This window comes from Microbacterium enclense (genome assembly GCF_001456955.1).
Taxonomy (GTDB): domain Bacteria; phylum Actinomycetota; class Actinomycetes; order Actinomycetales; family Microbacteriaceae; genus Microbacterium; species Microbacterium enclense.
Genome location: NZ_KQ758467.1, coordinates 710,568 through 734,468, shown reverse-complemented (window position 1 = coordinate 734,468; position 23,901 = coordinate 710,568). Strand labels below are relative to the sequence as shown.

General features: G+C 71.4%; 20 protein-coding genes. 14 read left to right on the top strand and 6 right to left on the bottom strand.

Annotated features, from left to right (window positions below; genetic code table 11):
• The first annotated feature begins 13 nt into the window (after positions 1–13).
• The 12 genes from AS029_RS03345 (at position 14) to AS029_RS03290 (ending at position 15,201) form a co-directional block, all read left to right on the top strand.
• Positions 14–826, top strand: a complete 813-nt coding sequence (locus tag AS029_RS03345; RefSeq protein WP_058231136.1) for a PIG-L family deacetylase — start codon at positions 14–16, stop codon at positions 824–826.
• Between the two features lie 89 nt (positions 827–915).
• Positions 916–1,176: a hypothetical protein gene (locus tag AS029_RS03340; RefSeq protein WP_058231135.1), complete on the top strand. Its 261-nt coding sequence runs from the start codon at positions 916–918 to the stop codon at positions 1,174–1,176.
• A gap of 111 nt (positions 1,177–1,287) precedes the next feature.
• Complete coding sequence (locus tag AS029_RS03335) at positions 1,288–1,614, top strand: PTS sugar transporter subunit IIB (RefSeq protein ID WP_058231134.1); 327 nt, start codon at positions 1,288–1,290, stop codon at positions 1,612–1,614.
• A gap of 19 nt (positions 1,615–1,633) precedes the next feature.
• The gene (locus tag AS029_RS03330; RefSeq protein ID WP_058231133.1) at positions 1,634–1,909 is read left to right on the top strand and encodes an HPr family phosphocarrier protein; all 276 of its coding nucleotides are present in this window, start codon (positions 1,634–1,636) and stop codon (positions 1,907–1,909) included.
• Between the two features lie 12 nt (positions 1,910–1,921).
• Positions 1,922–3,607 (top strand): phosphoenolpyruvate--protein phosphotransferase, encoded by a 1,686-nt coding sequence (gene ptsP, locus AS029_RS03325; RefSeq protein WP_074615814.1) that lies wholly within the window; start codon positions 1,922–1,924, stop codon positions 3,605–3,607.
• Between the two features lie 93 nt (positions 3,608–3,700).
• Positions 3,701–5,365 (top strand): PTS mannitol transporter subunit IIBC, encoded by a 1,665-nt coding sequence (locus AS029_RS03320; protein ID WP_058231132.1) that lies wholly within the window; start codon positions 3,701–3,703, stop codon positions 5,363–5,365.
• 101 nt (positions 5,366–5,466) lie between these two features.
• The gene (locus AS029_RS03315; RefSeq protein WP_058231131.1) at positions 5,467–5,904 is read left to right on the top strand and encodes a PTS mannitol transporter subunit IIA; all 438 of its coding nucleotides are present in this window, start codon (positions 5,467–5,469) and stop codon (positions 5,902–5,904) included.
• Entirely contained in the window at positions 5,901–7,052 is a 1,152-nt protein-coding gene (locus AS029_RS03310; RefSeq protein WP_058231130.1) for a mannitol-1-phosphate 5-dehydrogenase, read from the top strand. Before AS029_RS03315 ends, AS029_RS03310 begins: the two co-directional genes overlap by 4 nt.
• Before the next feature lie 21 nt (positions 7,053–7,073).
• A complete protein-coding gene (locus AS029_RS03305; RefSeq protein WP_058231129.1) occupies positions 7,074–7,856 on the top strand; it encodes an alpha/beta hydrolase in 783 nt (260 codons plus the stop codon).
• A gap of 447 nt (positions 7,857–8,303) precedes the next feature.
• Positions 8,304–12,614 (top strand): DUF7933 domain-containing protein, encoded by a 4,311-nt coding sequence (locus AS029_RS03300; protein WP_058231128.1) that lies wholly within the window; start codon positions 8,304–8,306, stop codon positions 12,612–12,614.
• 71 nt (positions 12,615–12,685) lie between these two features.
• Positions 12,686–14,200: a SpaH/EbpB family LPXTG-anchored major pilin gene (locus tag AS029_RS03295; RefSeq protein WP_058231127.1), complete on the top strand. Its 1,515-nt coding sequence runs from the start codon at positions 12,686–12,688 to the stop codon at positions 14,198–14,200.
• 29 nt (positions 14,201–14,229) lie between these two features.
• A complete protein-coding gene (locus tag AS029_RS03290; RefSeq protein ID WP_228375864.1) occupies positions 14,230–15,201 on the top strand; it encodes a class C sortase in 972 nt (323 codons plus the stop codon).
• A gap of 108 nt (positions 15,202–15,309) precedes the next feature.
• Here the strand turns inward: AS029_RS03290 and AS029_RS03285 are convergent, their stop codons facing one another.
• Genes AS029_RS03285 through AS029_RS03275 form a run of 3 tightly spaced genes read right to left on the bottom strand, consistent with a single transcriptional unit; the run spans position 15,310 to position 18,548 of the window.
• A complete protein-coding gene (locus AS029_RS03285; protein WP_082642116.1) occupies positions 15,310–16,971 on the bottom strand; it encodes a tripartite tricarboxylate transporter permease in 1,662 nt (553 codons plus the stop codon).
• A gap of 12 nt (positions 16,972–16,983) precedes the next feature.
• Positions 16,984–17,535, bottom strand: a complete 552-nt coding sequence (locus tag AS029_RS03280; RefSeq protein WP_058231125.1) for a tripartite tricarboxylate transporter TctB family protein — start codon at positions 17,533–17,535, stop codon at positions 16,984–16,986.
• Entirely contained in the window at positions 17,532–18,548 is a 1,017-nt protein-coding gene (locus tag AS029_RS03275) for a Bug family tripartite tricarboxylate transporter substrate binding protein (protein ID WP_058231124.1), read from the bottom strand. The genes AS029_RS03280 and AS029_RS03275 overlap by 4 nt, the downstream gene beginning before the upstream one ends.
• A 169-nt stretch (positions 18,549–18,717) precedes the next feature.
• Here AS029_RS03275 and AS029_RS03270 point away from each other — a divergent pair, with 169 nt between their 5' ends.
• The gene (locus AS029_RS03270; protein ID WP_058231123.1) at positions 18,718–20,292 is read left to right on the top strand and encodes an ATP-binding protein; all 1,575 of its coding nucleotides are present in this window, start codon (positions 18,718–18,720) and stop codon (positions 20,290–20,292) included.
• Complete coding sequence (locus tag AS029_RS03265; RefSeq protein WP_074615835.1) at positions 20,292–20,969, top strand: response regulator; 678 nt, start codon at positions 20,292–20,294, stop codon at positions 20,967–20,969. Before AS029_RS03270 ends, AS029_RS03265 begins: the two co-directional genes overlap by 1 nt.
• 50 nt (positions 20,970–21,019) lie before the next feature.
• On the opposite strand, the gene AS029_RS03260 is transcribed toward AS029_RS03265, so the two are convergent.
• The 3 genes from AS029_RS03260 to AS029_RS03250 are packed head-to-tail and all read right to left on the bottom strand — an operon-like array spanning position 21,020 to position 23,861.
• Positions 21,020–22,150: an adenosine deaminase gene (locus AS029_RS03260; protein ID WP_228375868.1), complete on the bottom strand. Its 1,131-nt coding sequence runs from the start codon at positions 22,148–22,150 to the stop codon at positions 21,020–21,022.
• Positions 22,150–23,463 carry a thymidine phosphorylase gene (locus tag AS029_RS03255; protein ID WP_175456619.1) on the bottom strand — a complete coding sequence of 438 codons (1,314 nt, stop codon included), beginning with the start codon at positions 23,461–23,463 and terminating at the stop codon, positions 22,150–22,152. Before AS029_RS03255 ends, AS029_RS03260 begins: the two co-directional genes overlap by 1 nt.
• Entirely contained in the window at positions 23,460–23,861 is a 402-nt protein-coding gene (locus AS029_RS03250) for a cytidine deaminase (protein ID WP_058231121.1), read from the bottom strand. Before AS029_RS03250 ends, AS029_RS03255 begins: the two co-directional genes overlap by 4 nt.
• Positions 23,862–23,901: the final 40 nt, after the last annotated feature.

Below are 23,901 nucleotides of genomic sequence, written 5' to 3'. Positions count from 1 at the left end.
TGCAGCGGCGCCGATGATCGCGGGAGTCTGGGCTCATTACGACGACGACCTGCTCTTCGGCACCCCGACGATCGATCGCGCCATCCGGAGCGGTCACCGCGTGCGGAACCTCTTCCTGACCGCTTCGGATGCCGGGACCGGGATGTCGCCGTACGTCGCGGGGCGGGAGCGAGGCATCCGCGCCGCCTACGACGTCATGCGCGGATCGACGACGGCCTGGTCGGACCGCGAGACGGTGCTGGCGAACGGCGTCGCGGTCAGCGTGACCTCGCCCGACGACGACCCCCGGATCGCCCTGGCGTTCCTCCGTCTCCCCGACGGCGGTCTCACCGGGGGCGGGTGGTTCGCCAACGGCTACCGCACGGTGCCGCGCCTTCGCGCCGGCAAGATCCCGTCGCTGACGACGCTCGACACGGGCCAGGAGTTCACCGTCGAACGGCTCGTCGCCACCGTCGCCGCATTCATCACCGGGTCGGGTGCGACGTCGGTGCTGACGAACATGCCCGACTCCGCGCCGGGCGGCGACGGCGACCACCCCGACCACGGCGCCACCGGCGGGCTCGTCGCCGCGGCCGTCGACGCGGGGCTCATCGACGGGGCGACCGTGCGCTACGCGGTGGGGTACCCGCGTCACGCGTGGCCGGCCAACCTCGACGCCGAGGCCGTCGCTCGCAAGCTCGCCGTCTTCGCCGCGTACGGCGAACACGACGAGATCCTGCGCCGCGACCCCGACGACTACCTCGCGCTCGCCGGGCTGGGCGAGTGGCTGCGGCGCGAGCATCTCATCGACGAGAGCGACGTCGGGCGAGGCGGCGACCGTCGCTGATGCGCGAGACCGCCCCGGTCGGCGGGTCGATTCCGAACCATCTCGCCCGTTTTCTTGTGACTGAAAGCCGCAAGGGACAAACTTCTCGCGTGGGCGCAGCGAGAAGCCGGCCCCGGTGGCTGCAGGTCGACGACGACCTCCTGCTGGGCATGTGTTCCCGGCAGATGATCGGGTACGTCAGTGTCGACCCCGCGGGCGGCTGGGTCGCCTTCGACGAGGTCCCGACCATGATCGGCTCCTTCTCCGACCTGGCGGAGGCGAAAGCCCACGTGTGGCACGCCCACCAGCCCTCTCATGCGACCCGGTGCCTTGCACCGGGCCGGCGGTGGTGGCGCTGGACGGGGGTGTGAGCGACCGCGCCCCTCGCGCGGCCGCGCACGCGCGTTCCGGGGGGTGGGAAACGAACCTGGTTGTCGGCTGGGAACGGGGTGCGGACAATCGACAGGAAGAAAGGCCGGTCGATGAGGATCCTCGTGGTGTGTGGAGCGGGTGCGTCGAGCACCTTCGTGGCGCAACGCGTCCGTCGTGCTGCTCTCGAACGCGGCCTTGACTGCTCGGCCTCCGCCGGGACCGCGCTCTCGCTCCCGAACGACCTCGACGCCGCTGACATCGTGCTCGTCGGCCCGCACCTGGCGAGCGAGCTCGACGGCATCCGCTCGGCTGCCGCGACGCACGGCGTGGTGGTCGCGCTGCTGCCCGACGACGTCTTCGCCGATGTCACGGGCACCCGGACCCTCGACCTGGTGGAAGAGGCGCTCCGCGTGCGCCAGCCCGCCGACACGATCTGACCTCGACGGAAAGGACCCCATGCCTCAGCTCACCCGCACCGTCCGCATCGGATCGTCGCACGGCCTGCACGCCCGCCCCGCGAAGCTCTTCGCGCAGGCGGCGAAGGAGTCCGGCATCGCCGTGACCATCGCCAAGGACGCGGGCAAGCCCGTGAATGCCGCGAGCATTCTCGGCATCATCGCACTGGGGCTCGAACAGGGCGACTACGTCACCCTCACCGCCGACGGCGACAACGCCGAAGCCACCATCGACCGCCTCAGCGAACTGCTGACCACCGACCACGACGCCGAGTAAAGGAACAAGCACATGACGGAACTCCGTGGAGTCGGAATCGGCCTGGGCGTCGCCCAGGGACCCATCGCGCGCATGGCCGAGCCCCTGCCCGCCCCGAAGGACGCGAAGAGCGACCTCTCGGTCGAGGAGGAGACCGCGCGCGTGCGCGAGGCCATCGGTGCGGTCGCCCGCGAGCTCGAGGCACGCGGCGCACAGGCCGGCGGCGCCGCCCGCGACGTGCTCGAGGCGCAGGCGATGATCGCCGAAGACCCGACGCTCGAGGCCGAGGTCGACAGCCGCCTGGCCGCGGGCAAGACCGGTGAGTTCGCGGTGCACGACGCGTTCGCCTCGTTCCGCGAGCAGCTCGTCGCCCTCGGCGGCTATCTCGGCGAGCGCGCCGCCGACCTCGACGACGTCGCCCAGCGCGTCATCGCGCGTCTGCGCGGCGTCGCCGCCCCCGGCATCCCGGATCCCGGCCACCCGTTCGTGCTCGTCGCGAAAGACCTCGCCCCCGCCGACACCGCGCTGCTCGACCTCGATAAGGTGCTCGCGCTGGTCACCACCGAGGGTGGGCCCACCTCGCACACGGCGATCCTCGCCCGCGAGAAGTCGATCGTCGCCGTCGTGGGCGCGGCCGCCGCGAAAGACCTGATCGACGGACAGTCGGTGATCGTGGATGCCGCCGCGGGCGTCGTCACCGTCGACCCGACCGACGACGAGAAGGCACGTGCGCAGAACCGGGCCGACGCCCGCAAGGCCGCGGCATCCGCGCCCCTCACCGACGGCGCGCTCGCCGACGGCACGAAGGTGCCGCTGCTGGCGAACCTGGGCAAGCCCGGCGGCGCCGCCGAGGCCGTCGAGCTCGGCGCCGAGGGCGTGGGCCTGTTCCGCACCGAGTTCCTCTTCCTGAGCTCCAGCTCCGCCCCCACCGTCGAGGAGCAGCGCGCCGCGTACACCGAGCTGCTGAGCGCCTTCCCGGGCAAGAAGGTCGTCGTGCGCGTGCTCGACGCCGGCGCCGACAAGCCGCTGCCCTTCCTCAACGACGCGCACGAGGAGAACCCCGCGCTGGGTCTGCGAGGTCTTCGCGCCCTCCGCGCCAGCGAGGACATCCTGCGCGAGCAGCTCACGGCCCTGGCCGAAGCGGATGCCGCGACGCGGGCGACCGAGGCCGGTCCCGCCGACCTGTGGGTCATGGCCCCCATGGTGTCCACGGTCGAGGAGACCCGCTACTTCACGGAGCTGGCGAAGGACTACGGCCTGAAGACGACCGGCGTGATGGTCGAGGTGCCCTCCTCCGCGCTGCTCGCCGACCGCATCCTGCAGATCGCGGACTTTGCCTCGATCGGCACGAACGACCTCACGCAGTACACGCTCGCCGCCGACCGGCTGCTCGGTTCGGTGGCGTCGTTCCAGGATCCGTGGCATCCGGCCGTCCTCCGCCTCATCCGCGAGGTCGGGGCGGCGGGCCGGGCCCACGGCAAGCCCGTCGGCATCTGCGGCGAGGCGGCGGCCGACCCGCTGCTGGCCGTCGTGCTCGTCGGGCTCGGCGCCACCACGCTGTCGATGGCGCCCACCGCCCTCGCCGACGTGCGTGCCACCCTGCTCGCCCACACCCTCGACGACGCCCGCCGCATCGCCGAGGCCGCCCTCGACGCCGACGACGCGGCATCCGCACGCGAGGCGGCTCAGGCTGCCTCCGCCCTCGTTCCCACCCCGTAATCCCCGGGGCGGTTCCGGCCGCCCCGCCGACACCGCGGCGCTCGCCGCTCATCGCACGGCCCCCGCCGTGCACCACACCAAGGAGACACAGCAATGACGACGACGTCACCCGCCAAGAAGCCGGGAGGAGCACGGATCGCCGTACAGCGATTCGGCACGTTCCTGTCCGGCATGATCATGCCGAACATCGCGGCGTTCATCGCATGGGGCTTCATCACCATGCTCTTCATCCCCGCCGGTTTCTTCGGGGCGAACAGCCCCTTCGGCTGGCACTGGGCCCCGGTCGCCGAGATCCTCGGCGGAGGCGGCGACGCCGCCCTCATCCAGTGGCCGGGCGCCATGACCGCGCTCACCGCCACCGAAGACGGCGCGACCTACCAGGGCTACGTCGGCCTGGTGAGCGTGATGATCACGTACCTGCTGCCGCTGCTCATCGCCAACACCGGTGGACGCATCGTCTACGGCGCTCGCGGTGGCGTGGTCGCCACGATCGCCGTGATGGGTGTGATCGTCGGCACCAACATCCCGATGTTCCTCGGCGCGATGATCATGGGCCCGCTCGCGGCCTGGATCACCAAGCAGATGGACAAGCTGTGGGACGGCAAGATCCGCCCCGGTTTCGAGATGCTCGTCAACAACTTCTCGGCCGGCATCCTCGGCATGGTGCTCGCGATCGTCGGCTTCTTCGCCTTCGGTCCCGTCTTCCTCGGCATCAGCGCCGTGCTCGGTAGCATCGTCGCCTTCCTCGTGCAGTTCAACCTGCTGCCGATCCTGTCGGTCATCGTCGAGCCGGCCAAGGTGCTGTTCCTCAACAACGCCATCAACCACGGCGTGTTCACCCCGCTGGGCATCGAGCAGGCCGCCGACACCGGCAAGTCGATCCTGTTCCTCATCGAGGCCAACCCCGGTCCGGGCCTCGGTCTGCTCCTGGCCTTCACCTTCTTCGGCGTCGGTGCGGCGAAGGCGTCGGCTCCCGGCGCGATCATCATCCAGTTCCTCGGCGGCATCCACGAGATCTACTTCCCGTACGCCCTCGCCAAGCCGATGACGATCCTCGCCCTGATCGCCGGTGGCGCCTCGGGTGTCGCGACGAACATGATCTTCCAGGGCGGCCTGGCCTTCCCGGCCGCGCCCGGCAGCATCATCGCCGTCACCGTCGCCGCCATCGGCGCCGGACCCGCCAACCTGCTGGTGGTCTATCTGTCGGTCGTCGTCGCCGCCGTCGTCACCTTCCTGGTGGCCGGTGTCATCCTCCGCGCCTCGCGCAAGCGCGACGCCGAGGCCGAGGGCGACAGCTTCGCCGCGGCCATCGACCAGACCGCCGCCAACAAGGGCAAGGAGTCGTCGGCCCTCGGCGCCCTCCGCACCCGGGCTGCCGGCACCACCGGTTCGGGCACCACCGAGACGGCCGACCGCGACGTCGACGCCGCCCTCGGCGGGCTCGGCGGCGCCACGGCCACGAAGCAGCTGAACAACATCGTGTTCGCCTGCGACGCCGGCATGGGCTCGTCGGCCATGGGCGCCAGCGTCCTGCGCAACAAGATCAAGAAGGCCGGCATCGACGGCGTCACGGTCACCAACCAGGCGATCGCGAACCTCGACGGCTCGGCCGACCTGGTCATCACGCAGAACCAGCTCACCGACCGCGCCAAGGCGCAGTCGCCCGACTCCGTGCACGTCTCAGTCGACAACTTCATGAACTCGCCGCGGTACGACGAGGTCGTGGAGATGGTGCGCGCGCAGCACGGATCCAAGTAACCCCTAGCACGGAGGGGCCGGGACACAACCCCGGCCCCTTCGTCTTCCCGTCCGGCCCGCGTTTTGCGAGGCTGGACAGCACGACGAGAAAGGCGAGAACCATGTCGAACGTCCTCCGCATCGAATCCGTCCGCATCCACCCCGGGAGCGCCACCCGCGAGGAGGCGATGAAAGAAGCCGCCGACCTGCTCCAGGCTGCCGGCTCCGTCACCGCCGACTACTTCGCCGCCATGCAGGCACGTGAAGAGACCGTGTCGACGTACATGGGCAACGAGCTCGCCATCCCCCACGGCACCAACGAGACCAAGCAGGCGATCCTCGCCTCGGGCCTCAGCGTCGTCCGCTACGACGGCGGCGTCGACTGGGGCGGGGAGCCCGTGACGTTCGTCGTCGGCATCGCCGGCAAGGGCGACGAGCACCTCGAGATCCTGTCGCAGATCGCCATCCTCTTCTCGGAAGAGGACGACGTCGCGCGCCTGAAGGCCGCCTCCTCCCCCGAGGAGCTCTACGAGGCCCTGTCGGGTTCCGTCAACGCATGAAGGCCGTCCACTTCGGCGCCGGCAACATCGGCCGCGGCTTCGTCGGACTGCTGCTGCACGAGGGCGGCTACGACCTCGTCTTCTCCGACGTCTCCGCGGCGCTGGTCGCGGCGATCAACGACGCCACGTCGTACACCGTCCACGAGGTGGGCGAGGGTGGCGTCGACAAAGAGGTGACGGGGTTCCGTGCCATCGACAGCTCGGTGGATGCCGAGGCGCTCATCGACGAGATCGCCACGGCCGACGTGGTCACCACCGCCGTCGGCCCGACCATCCTGAAGTTCGTCGCCCCGCACATCGTCGCGGGTCTGGCGCTTCGCGACCCCTCCCTCGCGCCGCTGCAGATCATGGCGTGCGAGAACGCGATCGGTGCGACCGACCAGCTGCGCGAGCACGTCATCGAGCTCGCCGGCGAGTCGTGGGACGCCCTGGCCGCGCGGGCGGTGTTCGCCAACACCGCGGTCGACCGCATCGTTCCGGCACAGGCGCAGGGCGGTGTCGATGTCACCGTCGAGCCGTTCTACGAGTGGGCGATCGAACGGGCGCCCTTCGGCGACACCCCGCCGCACATCCCGGGTGCGCACTTCGTCGACGACCTCGAGCCGTACATCGAGCGCAAACTCTTCACGGTGAACACCGGGCACGCCACCACGGCGTACTTCGGCGCGCAGGCCGGCGCCGAGCGCATCTCCGACGCCCTCGCCGACCCCGTGATCGCCGCGAAGGTGGAGGCCGCGCTCGAAGAGACCAGCGCGCTGCTCGTCGAGAAGCACGAGCTGGATGCCGCGGTGCAGGGCGAGTACCGCGCGACGATCCTGCGACGCTTCCGCAACGACGCGCTGCCCGACACGGTCTGGCGCGTGGGCCGGCAGCCGCTGCGCAAGCTCTCGCGGCACGAACGGTTCGTCGGCCCCGCGGCCGAGGCCGTCGAGCGAGGTCTTCCCGTCGACGCGCTCGTCGCCGCGATGGCCGCGGCCCTGGAGTTCTCGGATGCCGAGGACGCCCAGGCCGTCGACCTGCAGCGGATGCTCCGTGAGCTCGACGCCGACGCGTTCACCGCCGAGGTCACCGGCCTCTCGCCCGATCACCCGTTGTTCGCCCGGGTCGCCGAGATCGTCGCGACCCGTCAGGGGGCTCTCGCGGTCTGAGCACCGGGTTACCCTCGGAGGGTGACCGACACGACCCCGTCCGACGCCGGCGGAGCGCCCCGAGCGCCCCGCCGGCGTCGTCGTGTTCTGCGGTGGATCCTCGGGGGCCTGGGCACCCTCGTCGTGCTGCTGGTCGCCGGCATCCTGATCTACAGCCAGGTCGGTGTCATGGGAGCCGAAGCCGAACCGCTCGCCGCCGCGCGGGCGAACCCGGGGCTGTCGATCACCGATGACGGTGCCGGCATCGTCCTCACCCCCTCGGCCGGGGCGACCGGGCAGGGCCTCGTCTTCATCCCGGGCGCGAAGGTCGAGGCCGAGGGCTACATCGCCACCCTCGCCGATACGGTCGTCGGCGACGGCATCACGGTCGTCATCACCAAGCCCTGGCTGAACCTCGCGTTCTTCGACCCGCGTCCCCTGTCGACCTACATCGAGCTGGCCCCCGACGTCACCACCTGGGCCGTCGGCGGACACTCCCTCGGCGGCGTACGCGCATGCCAGCTGGCCTCCGACGCCGACGCGCTGGTGCTGTTCGCCTCGTACTGCGCGAACGACCTCTCGGCATCCGGACTCCCGGTGCTCAGCCTCTCCGGCTCGGCGGACGGCTTGTCGACGCCGCAGAAGATCGCGGATGCCAAGGGCGAGCTGCCCCCGACCACGACCTTTATCGAGATTCCCGGCGCCTCGCACGCCTCCTTCGGCGCCTACGGGCCGCAGCCCGGCGACGGGCGGCCCACCGCCGACCCGGCCGAGGTCGACCGCGTGATCGCCGAGCAGCTCGCCGGATTCCTGCCGCGCCCCTGAGCCGCGCGCCCTCCGTGCCGGGCGCGCGGTGCGCCGGACTCCGGAAGAACCGCGGCACCGAGCCGGGTGATCGAACTGTTCGCACTCTCCACCCTCTGATCTCCGGAGTCACGCACGCGTCGCGCGGCACCCCTCTCGGCTGTCGCACGGCATCCGGCGATCATCGGTCGCTCGCGACCGCCCGGATACCGACGGACAAGCCCGGATACGCACGACGCTGGCCGCACAGACCGCATCGGCGGAAATAGGTAGTTCACAACCAGTAGTGCATTCAGTAGTCGCACCACCGCGCGGAGGCGGTGCTATTCCTACGATTTGAAATGCCGGGCATCGCTCGTTCCATACGACCGAGAAAAAGCCGGGATCACGTCCGCTCACCGAATCCGCCGCCCCCTCCGGCGGTGATTCGTCGACCCGATGCGACGCCGAGCGTCGTGCGAAAGGCCCATGTTGTCGCCCCGCCGCCCCGTCGCGCGTCCCGCGCGCACGCGTGCCGCCTCCACCGCCGCCACTGTGGCTGTGTTGGCGGTGCTGCTCGGTTCGGGCGTGACAGCGGCGAGCGCCGCACCGACTCCTGCTGCGTCGCCGACACCATCCACGTCGGTGGCGGCGTCGACACCCACGCCGCCCCCGACCGACGAAGCCACGTCGACCCCGCCCACGCCCGAACCGCCGGTCGACGACGACACCGACGCATCCCCCACCCCGGCGCCCGATGCGCCCGCCCAGCCGGACGACGCCGGGCCCCGCATCGCACCGACCGACGAGCTCACGCAGACGCCCGACGCCGTCGACACGGCCCCCGACGCACCCGCTGACGAGTCCGAGCGGTCGGTGCAGTTGCGTGCAGCGCCCGAGGACGCGCGCATCGGCATCCTCGCGGCGGGTGTGCCGGAGGCGCCGATCGAGGTCTGGGGCGAGAACTTCGAGCAGGGTCTGAACGCCACGGCCCCCTCCGCCCTGACGGCGTACGCGAGCGGGCGGTACACCGCATCCCCGGGCTGGTCGACGCCCTCCACCTGCACCGGCGTGCTGGTGAACTACAACGCGGCGTACTACCCGAACGAGACCAGCAGCTGCCCGCGGCAGGTCTTGACCAACGGACTGTTCTCGACGCTCGCCGCCCGCGAGGTGCGCCGACTCGCCGACGTGCTCGGCCAGGTCGCGGCGGGCGTCGCCGGGTCGCAGTCGTCGACGGCTCCGGCCGTCGGATCGACCGATGCGACCCGCACCAATCACGCCCTGGTGGGCTACCCCACCGCGACGCCGGGTGGCACGACCGTGGCGGAGTCGAATGCCGCTCTCGGGATCGCCGCGGCCGGGTCGAGGTACTACACGCTGCGGTTGAACGCCGCAGCGGCCGGCTGCTCGACGGGCGCACCGTCGCTGACGCCCATCCTCTTCTCCGGCTCGACCACCCTTCTCGCACCCTTCGCCGCCCCCATCACTCCCTGCAGCCTGACCGGACCGGTGTTCTACAGCTCCTCCCCCGTGCTGGAGCGCTCCGGCGGCGTCATCGCCGGTGTCGGCGATCCCGCCATCAGCGCGTCGGCCCGCGCCGCGGTCTACACCGGCTCGTCCGCCGCGTTGCTCACCCCGGCGCAGATCGCCTCCGCGCGTCTGCGCCTGTCGAACAGCACCACCGGCACCGGCAGCGGCTTCGGCGTCGACAACCTGCGCGTGCTCGACGTGACCCCGAGCCTCGACTTCTCGTTCAGCCCCGCGAGCGTCCCCGTCGGAACGCCCTCGACCCTCACCTACACGATCACCAACACGTCGGAGGGCATCGCCAAGAACGACTGGTCGTTCACGAACACCCTCCCCGCGGGCCTCACGGTCGCGCCGACGCCGGCCGTCGGCGGCACGTGCACGCAGGTCACCGGAACCGCGTTCGCGGTCACCGCCCTCGCCGGGTCGGGGAGCATCGCGGCGGTGGGGGGCGACCTCGCCTCCGGAGCGAGCTCGTGCACGATCACGGTGAACGTCGTGGCATCCGCCGAGGCCACCTTCACCAACGCCCCCGCCAACGTGGTCACTCCGCTGATCGCCCCCGATTCCGCCACCCTCACGGTCACCCCCGCCTCGCGTCTCACCGTGCGCAAGAACCTCCCCGCGCGCCTCGCCTCCACCGACCAGTTCACCCTGTCGGTGCGCAGCGGCAGCACCGTGATCGCCTCGGCGACGACCACGGGCACCGCCACGGGGGTGCAGGCGGCGCAGGTGTCGCGCCAGATCGTCGAGGCCGGAGCCACGTACACGATCGCCGAGGCGCCCACCGCCGGTGTCGCACTCGGCTACGCCAGCTCCTACGAGTGCACCCGCGACGGCACGGTCATCGCCGCCGGCACCTCGCGCTCCGGCCCCCTCACCATGCCGTCGGACGACGGCGCCGAGGTCGTGTGCACCTTCACCAACACCCTGCAGCAGCCCCGCCTGTTCTGCGACAGCGGGCTCTTCTACGGCGTGACCACGAACGGCGCGCTGATCCAGGCCGACGGATCGACCGGTGCGCAGGCCGGCGTCGGTTCGTGGAGCAACGTCACCGGCGCCAACGCGCTCGGCGTCGCCGCCGGCGGCACCGCCGCGTACGCCCTGAACCGATCAACGGATGCCGCCAACGTGCTGTCCATCCTCAAATGGACGCCGACCGGCGGCTTCGAGACGCTGGCAAACACGGCGTACACGACGGCGGATCGCACGGGAACGGCGATCGGCGGCAGCATCGTCGCCGGAGCCATCGACCTCGTCACGGGCCGCTATCTGTTCGGCAAGTACAACAACGGCTCGTTCTACCTGTGGAGCTTCACGGAGTCCGCCCCCACGGCATCCCGCTTCACCTACCTGGGCTCGTTCAGCGCCGGCACCTCGCCCAACGGCAACGGCGACATGGCCTTCGACAACCGCGGCAACCTCTACGTCCTCGGCGCCGCCACGGTCAACAACGCCAGCAGCGCGGCCATCTTCACCGTCACCGCCGACACCCTCGCCGCCGCCACCGGCGGCACCCTCGCCGTCAGCACGTCGACGACGCGCACCCTGAACGGATTGGATGCCACACCCGCCTTCGGCAGCGTCAACGGCATCGCCTTCTCGCCCCGCGGCACCATCTACCTCTCCAGCAGCACCAGCACCTACGAGTTCGACCCCACGACGTGGACGCGGGTCGCCGGCACCCCGCGCATCGACTTCGCCGCGACCGACCTCGCCAGCTGCAACAGCCCCGGCACCGTCACCGTGCAGAAGAACGTCGTGGGGCGCGCGGCAGCCGCCGACCAGTTCCAGCTCACCCTCGCCGATGCGAACGGCACGCTCGGCACGGCGACGACCACGGGCGCGGCGACTGGGCGGCAGGCCGCGCAGGTCGGCGCCTTCCCCGCCACGATCGGCTCGACGTTGACCGTCTCGGAGACGATGGCGGCGGGATCCGCCTCGGCCATCGGGGTGTACACCGTGCGTCTCGAGTGCTGGACCGACGGCATCCGCATCACCAGCGCCAGCGCGGCCACGGCGACCGTGACCATGCCCGACCGCTTCGGCGCGAACGTCGTGTGCACGTTCTTCAACTCCCCCAGCCCCGTGGCCACGGTGACGGTGACCAAACGCGTCCTCGACCCGGCGACCAACCAGTCGGCGCCCGCGGCCGGCTGGAGCCTGGGCACGGCCGCCACCGCCACCGCTGGAACGGCGACCGTGCTGCCCAGCGAGGCACCGCGCCAGACCAGCGACGCCGCGGGCAACGCCGTGTGGAGCGTGCTGTTCGGCTCGGCGGCGTCACGCGCCACGCTCACGATCTCCGAGGTGCAGCAGACGCGCTTCACCTTCGTCAGCGGCACGTGCACGGTCAACGGCACCGAACGGGCCGTCGCGTTCACCACCACGGGCGGGGTGGTGAGCGGCACCCTCACCGGCATCGCCCCCTCGGCGGTCGTCGCGTGCACGCTCGTCAACCAGCCGGTCACCTCTCTCACCCTGGTGAAGACGGTGTCGTCGGGCTCGGCGGCCGCGACCGACTGGACGTTGACGGCGACCGGCCCCACCGGCGCCCTCGCGGGTCCCACCGGCCGCACCGGCACCGCGGCGACCACGAACGTCCCGGTCTCGCCCGCGCGCCCGTATCGGCTCAGCGAGACCGGCACGAACGCCGCCTACGTGCAGGTCGGGGCCTGGCGCTGCGTCGAGTCGACGGGCGCGGAGGTCGCGGTCACCGCCACGAGCGACGTGACGGTGCGCACCGGTGCCGCCGTCACCTGCACCGTCACCAACGCCACCGCCACCATGACGCTGCTGAAGGACGTCACCGCCCCGAGCCCCGGCTTCGTCCCCTCCACCTGGACGGTGACCGCCGCGCCCGCGGCCCTCACCGGGGCGACGCTGCCGACGCAGAGCCGCGTGGGCGCGGCCTACGACCCGGTCGCCGGCAACGCCGCGAGCACCTTCGAGGTGCGCCCGGGGCACGGCTACACCCTCAGCGAGACGCCCACCGTGGCCGGCACGCGCCTGGCCTACCTCACCCTTCGCCTCGAGCGACTCGACGGCTCGACCTGGACGCCGGTCACCGGTCGCAGCGTCACGGCCCCCGCCGCCGGCCAGAACGTCGTCTACCGCTTCGTCAACGCCCCCGTCGTGGGCCCCGTGCTGCCCCTCACGGGCGGTGTCGGCGCCGACACGTTCGCCATCGCCGGAGGCCTCCTGCTCGCCCTCACCGTCGTGGGCGCCGTCATCCACCGCAGACGCAGGGGAGGGAGCCTTCCGACATGAGCCCTCCCGTCGCGCGACGCCGCCGACCGCACCACTTCCGCATCGCACTCCATCATCCGAGAGGAACCACCATGTCCATCCGCAAGAAAGCGGGCGCCGTTCTCAGCGTCCTCGCCATCGGGGCCCTCGCCGCCGTCGGCGCCGTCTCCCCGGCATCGGCGGTGACGCTGCCGGGCAACATCGACCCGACGATCAACCGCACCTTGACGCTGCACAAGCACGCGCTCGGTCCCTCGACGCCGCTGAACCCGACGTCGACGGGCCAGCAGCTGGCCACGCCCCCGGCCGACCCGCTGGCGGGCGCGCAGTTCACCGCGACGCTCGTGTCGGGCATCGACCTGACCACGGCCGCCGGGTGGACGCAGGCAGCGTCCCTCACCCCCGCGCAGGCCGCCCAGCGTCCCAACACGGTGAGCTTCGTCTCGTCGGAGTCCAACGCCGCGGGCATCGCGACGTTCTCGCCCGATCCCGTGCAGTACCCCACCGGCCTGCCCATCGGCGTGTACCTCGTGACCGAGACCCAGCTGCCCGACACCGCCACCAACCCGGCCGCGCCGTTCCTGGTGACGCTGCCCACGCCCACGGGAGCGGCGGGCTCGCCCGCCAACCAGTGGATCTACGACGTGCACGTCTACCCCAAGAACGCCGTCACCCAGCTGACCAAGACACGCGTGCCCGCGCCCGACGGGTCGGTCGAGCAGCGCAACCCCGACCTCATCCGCTGGGCGATCGCCTCGTCGATCCCGACGCTGGCGGCCGGTGACGCGATCGACGTCTTCACGCTGACCGACGTGCTGCCCGCCGAGCTGACCTACCTGACCGCGGCCACCGTGCCCCCGGGCGTCACGCCGTCGAACGTGGTCGTCACCAACGCGGCCGGTACGGCGCAGACCTTCACCGTGGGCACCGATTACACGATCACCAACACGGGCGGCAACCTCGTGCTGGACTTCACCGCCGCCGGCCGCACGCGTCTGGCGGGCCTCCAGGGCGGAACGGTGACGTTCAACGTGCTGACCCGCGCCACGGCGATCCCCGCCAGCGGCGTGATCGTCAACACCGCGACGGCGAACGTCAACGGCGCGACCGAGTCGGTCACCGGCTCGACGCCCATCGGCCAGCTCACCGTGTCGGCCTACACCACCTCGAACGGCGCGCGCGTGCCGCTCGCCGGCGCGGTCTACCAGGTGTTCCTCACCGAGCAGGATGCCATCAACGGCGCCAACCCGATCGTGATCAACGGCTCGTCCACCTGGACGACCGGCGCCGACGGCAACGTCATCATCCCGATCATCACGCCCGGCAACTACTGGGTGCGCGAGACGGTTCCCCCGACCGGGTACCAGCTGCCCTCGCCCGATCGCGTCGTGACCGCGGTCGTCCCCGGCCCGACCTCGACGACGGGCAACATCCGCAACTACGTCGAGTTCGCGCACAACCAGGTGCCCGCGTTCGCCCTGCCCATCACGGGTGGCGACGGCGGCCTGTGGTTCGGCGTCGGTGGCGCGGCCCTGCTGACCGCCATGGTCGGCGCGGCGTTCGTCGTCTCGCGTCGCCGCACGCGCGCGGTCCAGGCCGCGGCCTGATCGCTCACCGCATGAAGAGGGGGACGACGGTGCGGCACGATGCCGCGCCGTCGTCCCCTTCGTCGGCTCCGCTCCGGCGCGACCGCCGTCGCCCGACGTGGAAGCTCTCGCTCGTCTCCCTGGCCCTCGCCATCGGCGCCCTCGCGGGAGTCGGGCTGTTGATGTACCCGACGGTGGCCGCGTGGTTCGCCCAGTACGTGCAGTCGCAGGTCATCGACGGTTACTCGAACCAGATCCGCGACCTCGGCGCCGACACCCTCGCCGACCAGCTCGACGCGGCCCGCGCCTACAACACCCGCCTCGTCGACGGCGGCGCCGAGATCGCGGCGAACGAACGCCTTCCGTTGGCCAACTCCCCCGATCAGTCCAGCGACTACGCCGAGCAGTTGCGGTCGGATGCCGCGGGCCTCATGGCGCGGTTGAAGATCCCCGCCATCGCCGTCGATCTGCCGGTGTACCACGGCACCAGCGAGCAGGTGCTCTACGAGGGCGTGGGGCACCTCGAGGGCACCGCGCTGCCGGTGGGCGGCGACACCACCCACTCCGTGCTGACCGCGCACCGCGGGCTCGCGACGGCCGAGCTCTTCACCCACCTCGACCGCGTCGGCCTCGACGACACCTTCACCATCGAGGTGTTCGGTGAGGTGCTGGTCTATCGCGTCGTCGACACGCGGGTCGTCGAGCCGGAGGACACCGAGTCGCTCGCGCCGGTCGTCGGCCGAGACCTCGTCACCCTCGTCACCTGCACGCCTCTCGGTGTCAACAGCCACCGCATCCTGGTCACCGGGGAGCGCGTCATCCCCACCCCCCAAGCCGACCTCGACGGCGCGGGCGCCCACCCCGAGATCCCCACGTTCCCGTGGTGGATCTTCGTGCTCGCCGCCGCCGTGCTGGCTGCGGGCGTCTACGTCTGGTGGGCCGGTCGGCCCCCGCGGCGCCCCCTCACCGCCGCGCGCGACCTGCCCGTCGCAGGTTCGACGGCCGATCCGCCGCCCGCGTGACCCGCGCCCCGCGGGCAATTCCGTAAAAAACGTCGGGTGTCCGAGCCACGCCGGATGCCACGGGCTATGGCGGCGTGTTTCGGACAGCCGATCGCATGGTGCGGGGCGCTACCGGCGAGGCGGATCCTCACGAGCGGCGCGGGCCTTCTCGGCTGCCAGCTCCGCGCGGATCGTCTCGGTGCGCACGTCGGTCGGACGTTCCCCCGGCTCCCACAGGTGGTCGACCGCCGCCTGCGGGTGCCCCTCGGTTGCGGCCAGCGACGCCTCGAGGGCCCGCTCGTAACGGCTCTGACGGCGCTTGAGCCACAGCCCCACCACGAGGAACACCGCCAGCACGACGTACGCCGACGCGGCGAACGGGTGCAGGAACAGGTCGGCGACGTTGCCCTGGCTGAGCTGCAGTGCCTTGCGCAGTTGCTGCTCGCCCATGGGCCCGAGGATCAGCCCCACGATGAGCGGCGCGATCGGGAAGCCGAAGCGCCGCATGAAGTACCCGAGCGCGCCGACGATCAAGAGGATCACGATGTCGAGCGTCGAGAAGCTCACCGCGTACGCGCCGAGCACCGCGAAGGTGAGGATGCCGGCGTACAGGTACGGCCGCGGGATCTGCAGCACCTTCACCCACAGTCCCGCGAGCGGCAGGTTCAGCACGATGAGCAGCACATTGCCGATGTACAGGCTCGCGATCAGCGCCCAGACGAGGTCGCCCTGGTTCTGGAAGAGCTGGGGTCCGGGTTGGATGCCGTACGACTGGAAGGCCGTGATGATGATGGCCGCGGTGGCCGTCGTCGGAAGGCCCAGGGTCAGCAGCGGCACCAGCACGCCCGCCGCGGCGGCGTTGTTGGCCGCCTCGGGTCCGGCGACGCCCTCGATCGCACCGCGGCCGAACTGCTCCTTGTTCTTCGACAGCTTCTTCTCGCTGGCGTACGACAGGAAGGTCGCGACGTCGGCGCCGCCGGCCGGGATGGTGCCGATGGGGAAGCCGATGAAGGTGCCGCGCAGCCACGGCTTCCACGAGCGACGCCAATCCTCGCGCGTCATCCAACTGCGCCAGCCCCGCGTGACCGGGATGACGGGAATGGGCCCGTGTCGGAGGCGCGCGGCGACGTACAGCGTCTCCCCCACCGCGAACAGGCCCACGGCCACGAGCACGACGCTCACGCCGTCGGACAGCGCGAGGATCCCCATCGTGTACCGCGCCTGGCCGGTGGTCGCCTCGGTGCCGATGAGGCCGACGAGCAGGCCGATGCCGAGCGAGGCGAGGCCGCGAGACGGCGACGACCCCAGCAGTGCGCCCACCGTGACGAAGGCCACCACGATGAGGGCGACGAAGTCCGCCGGTGAGAGGTTGACCGCGAAACGGGCGAGCAGCGGCGCGAACAGCGTCAGCAGTGCGGTCGCGATCGTTCCCGCGATGAACGAGCCGATGGCGGCCGTCGCGAGGGCCGCGGCTCCGCGCCCGAGCTTCGCCATCTTGTTGCCCTCGATGGCGGTGATGACGGATGCCGACTCACCCGGGGTGTTCAACAGGATGCTGGTGGTCGAGCCACCGTACATCCCGCCGTAGTAGATGCCCGCGAAGGTGATGATGGCCGCCGTCGGCGACAGCGAGTAGGTCAGGGGCAGCAGCAGGGCCACGGTCATGGCCGGGCCGATGCCCGGGAGCACTCCGACCGCGGTTCCGATGACGACGCCGAGCAGCGCGAAGAGCAGGTACTCCGGCTGCAGCGCCGTGGCGAAGCCCTCCATGAGGGAGTTCACAGCATCCATGTCGACGGTCTCCTAGCCGAACAGGGGTCCGGGGCCGTACCACCAGTCGAAGGCGGCCCCGCGGGGAAGGAAGAGGCCCAGGCCCTCGCCGAAGAGGAGCTGGGTGCCGATGCCGATGACCAGCCCGGCGAGGAAGGCGACCCAGGGGCGCTTGGCACCGAGGGTCCAGGCGACGCCGCCGAACAGGAGGGCGGCGACCATCCACCAGCCCAGCAGTTCGAGCAGCAGCAGCACGGCGACCAGCAGCGCGACGAGCTTGAGGATCGTCCACCAGTCGGTCTTGGCATCCGGGTCGATGTCCTCACCCTCTTCGCGCGGCGCGACCTGGCCGCGCAGCGCCGCGACCACGAGCGCGCCACCGGAGCCGAGCAGGATCAGCGCGACGGCGAAGGGGAACACCTGCGGGCCGATCGCCTGCCCCGCGGGGACGCGGATGGCGAAGGCGCCCACGAGGGCGAACACGCCGAGGCCGAAGACGACGCCGGCGAAGATCGCGTTGCCGATCCGGTCGGCGCCCCACCGGGGGCGCGCGGTGCCCGCCCCCGGTACCTCGGTGGTCGTCACGAGATCAACCCGATGTTCTTCAGCGTCCCCGACACGTCGACGATGTTCTCGTCGACGAAGGAGGTGAATTCTTCCCCGGTCAGGAAGGCGTCGGTCCAGCCGCGCTCCTCGAGCACGTCCTTCCACGCGCCCGACTCGTGCATCGAGGTGACCAGGGAGGTGAGGCCCTCGGCATCCGCCTCGCTGATGCCACCGGGGGCGAGCAGGCCGCGCCAGTTGGTGTAGACGACGTCGAAGCCCTCGGAGGTCATGGTGGGCACGTCGGGCAGCAGGGTGGCGGCTTCCTCGCTCGAGACGGCGAGCGCGCGCAGGTCGCCCGACTCGACGTACTCGGCGAACTCGCCCACACCCGAGATGCCGGCCGCGGCGTTGTTGCCCAGCAGCAGCGAGACGGCCTCGCCGCCACCGGCGTTCGGCACGTAGTTGAGCTTCTCGGTGATGTCGGCGCCCGAGAGCCCGGCCTCCTCGAGCAGGAGTCCCGCGAGGATGTGGTCGGCACCGCCGGCGGAGCCGCCGGTGATGGTGACACCCTGCCCCTGGGCGACGATGGCATCGACGAGGTCCTGGAGCGTCTGGTACTCGCTCGTGGCGGGCACCACCACGACGAGCGGCTCCTCCGTGAGGCGGGCGATCGGCGTGGTGTCCTCGATGCGGTTCTCGGCGGCGTTCGTCTCGACGGCACCGACCATGACCAGGCCCGTCACCATCAGCGTGTAGGGGTCGCGTTCGTTGGCCAGTGAGGCGAGGCCGACCGTGCCGCCGGCGCCGCCGACGTTGCTCACGGCGGCGGTGCCCACCAGGCTGGCGCCGGTCAGCACGTCGGAGACGGCGCGACCGGTCTGATCCCAGCCGCCCCCCGGGTCGGCGGGGACGATGATGTTGACGGAGTCGATGGATGCCGCATCCTGCGAGGCTGCTGCCCCGCCGGCGCCCGCACCCTGCGGGTTGCAGCCGGTGAGAGCCGCGAGAGAGAGCGCAGCCAGGGGGACGAGGGCGATGGTGGTGCGACGCATGCGCGGTACTCCTCTTCGAGTTCGGGGAGGCGCCGTCGCCTCTCCGCTGATGGCTCACCGTAGGTAACGGCTGCGGGACGCGTCGCGCTTGTGCAACTAACAACGAGTTCGGCAACTATTGGTCGCGCACGGGACTGCTCCTTCCGCCCACCCCGGGAGACAATGAACCGTGGTCCGAGCACTGTCGCTGAGACTGCAGCTCTTGCTGCTGCAGGCGTTGATCGTGTGCGTCGTGACCCTCGGGGCGGGCATCGTCACCGTCTGGATCCAAGAGAGCGCGATCCGCGACTCCTACCGCGAGCGCATGGTCGGGGTGGCCCTGTCGATCGCTCGACTGCCGGTCATCGTCGAGGCGTTCGACGATCCCGACCCCTCCGCGGCGATCCAACCGGTGGCTGAGGTCATCCGCGAGGCATCGGCGTTGACCTACGTCGTGGTGACCGACCTCGACGGCATCCGTCTCTCGCACCCGAATCCCGACCGCATCGGCGAGATCGTGTCGACCGACCCCTCCATCCCGCTGTCGGGCCAGGTGTGGTCGGGAACCGAGACGGGCACGCTGGGCCAGTCCTACCGGGTGAAGGTGCCGGTCTTCGCCGACGGCGACGACGAGACCGCCCCGGTCATCGGCGCGGTGTCGGTCGGGGTGCTCGAGTCCGAGCTCGCCGCCGACCTGCAGTCGCGGCTGCCGGGGCTCTTCCTCGCGTTCGGCGGAGCCGCGGTGGCCGGGGTCTTCGGCGCCGCCTGGGTGTCGGCGCTCATCCGCCGCCGCATCCTGGGCCTCGAGCCCGATGAGATCGCCGAGCTGGTGGGCGAGCGCGAGACCATGCTGCACCGCCTCAGCGAGGGGGTGATCCGCGTCGACCATCGCGGCATCGTCACGAGCGCCAACGACGCCGCGGAACGCCTCATCGGTCGCGGCACGCTCGCAGGACGCCGCGCCGACGAGACGCTGGACGGCCCGCTCCTGCAGGCCATGGAAGACGGCGAGCCAGAGGGCCGGCTCGTGCTGGCCGGCGAACGCCCCGTGATCGCCCGATCGACCGGGCTCCGCGACGACCGCGGCCGCATGGTGGGCGGCACCCTGCTCCTGCGCGACCACAGCGAGCTGCACGAGGCGCTGCGCAGCATGGACGGGCAGCAGTCGCTCACCGAGGGTCTGCGCGCTCAGGCGCACGAGTTCGCCAACTCGCTGCACGTGGTGTCGGGGCTGCTCGAGCTCGGCGCGTGGGACGACGCGCGGGAGTTCATCGCCCAGGTCCGACCGGGCGGCCCGCTGGATCCGGGACCGGATGCCGCGACCCTCGGCAGCGAGGTGACCGCTCTGCTGTCGGTCAAGCTCGCCCGCGCACGCGAGCTCGACGTGGCGCTCGACGTGGTCGCGCACGGCACTCCGCCGCCGGACTTTGTGGGCGATCTCATCACCGTGGTCGGGAACCTCGTCGACAACGCCCTGGACGCGTGCCGGCCCGGCGACCGTCTGCGGGTGGCGGTGGATGCCGACGACCATGCGGTGCGGGTCCGGGTCGACGACAGCGGCGCCGGCGTCCCCGACGCCCTGCGTGCGCGCGTGTTCGACGAGGGCGTGAGCACGAAGGGTACGAACGCCCGGTCGCGCGGCATCGGTTTCGCGCTCGTCCGGCGGGTGGCCCGTCGCCGCGGTGGCGACGCCCGTGTCGAGCGCTCCCCGCTGGGCGGTGCGCGCTTCGAGGTGGTCCTCCCCGCGGCGGAGCGGGTGTCGTGATGCTGCGCGTGCTCGTCGTCGACGACATCCCCGCCGTCGCCTCGCTGCACGGGCGGTTCGTCTCGGCGCACTCCGCGTGCGAGCTGGTCGGCACCGCCGGAAGCGGACCGGATGCCGTCTCGGCGGTGGCCGAACTCCGTCCCGATCTCGTCCTGCTCGATGTGCACCTGCCGGGCTTCTCGGGCCTCGACGCGTTACGGGCGGTGCGCGCGGACGGCACGCTCGTGCAGCCGGAGGTGATCGCCGTCACCGCGGCCCGCGACGTCGACACCGTGCGAACCGCGCGTCTGATGGGCGTGCAGCACTATCTCGTGAAGCCGTTCACGGCCGGCGAGCTGCACGCGCGGATTGACGACGTCCTCGCCGAGCGCCGATCGTCGGCGGCGGTGGCGGGCTCGCTCGACCAGCGGGGCGTCGACGCGGTGCTACGCCCCATGACGCGCCGCCCGCTGCCGAAGGGACTGTCCCGCCCCACCCTCGACCTGGTGCGGACGGCCCTCGGCGAGCTGGGGTCGGCCACCGCTGCCGAGGTCGCCGACCATCTGGGTCTGTCTCGGGTGAGCTGCCGGCGGTACCTCGAGCACCTCGCCGAGGACGGTGAGTGCACGCGCAGCCTCGACTACAGCACCGCGGGACGACCGAGCACGCGGTACACGATCGTCACCCCCGCCTCCTGAGCGTCCCGCGATGCCCCCGATCCGAGTGGCGGGCCCCGACTCGGCCGACGTCAGCGCCGGAAGCCCTCCGAGATGATCTCGATGAGCTCCTCGCGCTCCTCCACCGGCAGGAACGCTCCGGCGGCGGCGTTGAGCTGGAACGCCTCGAGGTCGTCGAGGTCGTACTCGAACGCCTGCGCCAGCAGCCCCAGCTCGCGGGTCAGGGTGGTGGCGCTCATCAGGCGGTTGTCGACGTTCACGGTGACCGAGAAGTCGAGCTGGTAGAGCAGGTCGAACGGGTGCGCGTCCATCGTGTCGCCCCACGCCGTGACGGCCCCCGACTGCAGGTTCGACGTCGGCGACAGCTCGAGCGTGATCTCGCGGTCGCGTACCCAGCGGGCCAGGTCGCCGAAGGTGACCTGCACCTCTTCGCCCTCGCGCGAGACGACGTCGAGGTCGTTGGCGATGCGCACGCCGTGGCCGAGCCGCAGCGCGCGCCCGTCGATGAGCGCGGAGCGGATGGATGCCAGACCGGCACCCTCCCCTGCGTGCACGGTCGTGGGGAAGAACCGCTCGGCGAGGTAGTCGAACGCGGCGCGGTGCCCCGACGGCAGGAAGCCGTCTTCGGGTCCGGCGAGATCGAAGCCGACCACTCCGCGCCCGCGCCACGACACCGCGAGTTCGGCGATGTCGCGCGCGTTGTCGTTGTGACGCAGGGCGGTGAGCAGCTGACCGACGCGGATGTCGTGACCGCGCGCGTCGGCGGCATCCTCGCCCTCCTCGATGCCCTCCTGCACGGCATCCACGACCTCGTCGAGGCTGAGGCCCCGGGTGAGGTGCTGCTCGGGTGCCCAGCGCACCTCGCCGTAGACGACGCCGTCGGCGGCGAGGTCTTCGACGAACTCCTTCGCCGTGCGCACGAGTCCCTCGCGCGTCTGCATCACGCCGACGGTGAGCGAGAACTTCTCGAGGTAGTCCTCGAGCGACCCGCCGTCGATGTGGTCCGAGAACCACGCCCCGAGGCCCTTCGCATCCTGTGCGGGCAGGTCGAGGCCGATCTCGTCGGCGAGCTCGAGCACCGTCTGGGGGCGCAGCCCGCCGTCGAGGTGATCGTGCAGCGAGACCTTGGGCAGGTCGGCGATCTTGGTGCGGCCGATGCGAAAGTCGTCGGATGCCACGGTGCTCTTCTTTCCGGATGCCATCACGCGGTGATCCGCTCACGCACGAGCGGCGACGCGGCGGGGGCGGCGTCGCCGATCTCGAGTGCTCCCTCGACGGCCCCGAGCGCTCGCTCGAACCGCGACTCGTCGTCGGCCGACAGGGTGAACAACGGCTGACCGGCGGCGACCGATTGGCCGACGGTGACGTGCAGGTCGATGCCCGCGGCGTGCACGACCGCGTCCTCGGCGCGGGCGCGACCGGCGCCCAGGCGCCACGCGCCGATGCCGAAGGGCAGGGCCTCGACGCGGGTGACGACGCCCGATCGCTCGGCGACGACCGTGTGCGTCTCGCGCGGCGTCGGGAGTGCGGCATCCGGGTCGCCGTCCTGTGCGCGGATCATGCGGTTCCACACGTCCATCGCGCGACCGTCCTGCAGCGCCTTCTCGACGTCGGCGTCGGGCTGGCCGGCGAGGGCGAGCATCTCACGCGCGAGCGACACGGTCAGCTCCACCACGTCGGCGGGGCCGCCGCCGGCGAGCACCTCGACCGATTCGCGCACCTCGTTGGCGTTGCCGATGGCGAGACCCAGCGGGGTGTTCATGTCGGTGAGCAGGGCGGTGGTGTTCACGCCCGAATCCGTGCCGAGGGCGACCATCGTCTCGGCGAGCTCGCGCGCGCGGTCGATGTCCTGCATGAAGGCGCCCGAGCCGAACTTCACGTCGAGCACGAGCGAGTCGGTGCCCTCGGCGATCTTCTTCGACATGATGCTCGACGCGATCAGGGGGATCGCCTCGACCGTGCCGGTGACGTCGCGCAGCGCGTAGAGCTTCTTGTCGGCCGGGGCCAGGCCCGTACCCGCCGCGCAGATGACCGCGCCCACGTCGGCGAGCTGCGCCATGATCTCGTCGTTCGACAGCGCCGCGCGCCAGCCGGGGATCGACTCGAGCTTGTCGAGCGTTCCGCCGGTGTGCCCGAGCCCGCGGCCCGAGAGCTGCGGCACGGCGACGCCGAAGGCAGCGACGAGGGGGGCCAGCGGCAGGGTGATCTTGTCGCCCACTCCGCCGGTGGAGTGCTTGTCGACGGTGACCTTGCCGAGGGAGGAGAAGTCCATCCGCTCACCCGAGGCGATCATCGCGTCGGTCAGCACGCGGATCTGGTCACGGCCGAGACCGTTCAGCAATACCGCCATGGTGAAGGCCGACATCTGCGCGTCCATCACGTAGCCACGGGTGTACGCGTCGACCAGCCAGCGGATCTCACCCTCGGTGATGGCGCGCCCGTCGCGCTGCGCGCGGATGATGTCGACCGCGTCGTAGGCCTCCGGCACCGGTCCCTGAGCCTGTCGATAGGTCACCGGGCCGCCTCCTCGAGGTCGCGCGGACCGAACGCATCGGGCAGCACCTCGTCGATGGTCCGGATGCCGCTGACGGTCTCGAGCAGCATGCCCGGGATCGCGTGCTCGAACAGCAACTGACGGCAGCGCCCGCACGGCATGAGGGTGCGGCCCTCCCCGTCGACGCAGACGAACGCGACCAGCTGGCCCCCGCCCGACATGTGCAGCTCGGACACCAGTCCGCACTCGGCGCAGAGCGTCACCCCGTACGAGGCGTTCTCGACGTTGCATCCCGAGACGATGCGGCCGTCGGCGACGAGCGCGGCAGCGCCCACCTTGAAGCGGGAGTAGGGCGCGTACGCGCGGTGCATGGCATCCGTCGCGGCGGAACGGAGTTCGTCCCAGTCGATGTCGGTCATCGTGGAGTGAGGGGTCCTCTCGTAAAGGGGGAAGGGGGCC

Bases quoted from the DNA above. Each gene is read 5' to 3' on its own strand.
- AS029_RS03265 (WP_074615835.1), top strand. From the start codon at position 20,292: ATGCTGCGCGTGCTCGTCGTCGACGACATCCCCGCCGTCGCCTCGCTG.
- AS029_RS03330 (WP_058231133.1), top strand. From the start codon at position 1,634: ATGCCTCAGCTCACCCGCACCGTCCGCATCGGATCGTCGCACGGCCTG.
- AS029_RS03295 (WP_058231127.1), top strand. From the start codon at position 12,686: ATGTCCATCCGCAAGAAAGCGGGCGCCGTTCTCAGCGTCCTCGCCATC.
- AS029_RS03275 (WP_058231124.1), bottom strand. From the start codon at position 18,548: ATGCGTCGCACCACCATCGCCCTCGTCCCCCTGGCTGCGCTCTCTCTC.
- AS029_RS03260 (WP_228375868.1), bottom strand. From the start codon at position 22,150: ATGGCATCCGGAAAGAAGAGCACCGTGGCATCCGACGACTTTCGCATC.
- AS029_RS03320 (WP_058231132.1), top strand. From the start codon at position 3,701: ATGACGACGACGTCACCCGCCAAGAAGCCGGGAGGAGCACGGATCGCC.
- AS029_RS03315 (WP_058231131.1), top strand. From the start codon at position 5,467: ATGTCGAACGTCCTCCGCATCGAATCCGTCCGCATCCACCCCGGGAGC.
- AS029_RS03285 (WP_082642116.1), bottom strand. From the start codon at position 16,971: ATGGATGCTGTGAACTCCCTCATGGAGGGCTTCGCCACGGCGCTGCAG.
- AS029_RS03335 (WP_058231134.1), top strand. From the start codon at position 1,288: ATGAGGATCCTCGTGGTGTGTGGAGCGGGTGCGTCGAGCACCTTCGTG.
- ptsP (WP_074615814.1), top strand. From the start codon at position 1,922: ATGACGGAACTCCGTGGAGTCGGAATCGGCCTGGGCGTCGCCCAGGGA.
- AS029_RS03310 (WP_058231130.1), top strand. From the start codon at position 5,901: ATGAAGGCCGTCCACTTCGGCGCCGGCAACATCGGCCGCGGCTTCGTC.
- AS029_RS03300 (WP_058231128.1), top strand. From the start codon at position 8,304: ATGTTGTCGCCCCGCCGCCCCGTCGCGCGTCCCGCGCGCACGCGTGCC.
- AS029_RS03250 (WP_058231121.1), bottom strand. From the start codon at position 23,861: ATGACCGACATCGACTGGGACGAACTCCGTTCCGCCGCGACGGATGCC.
- AS029_RS03345 (WP_058231136.1), top strand. From the start codon at position 14: ATGATCGCGGGAGTCTGGGCTCATTACGACGACGACCTGCTCTTCGGC.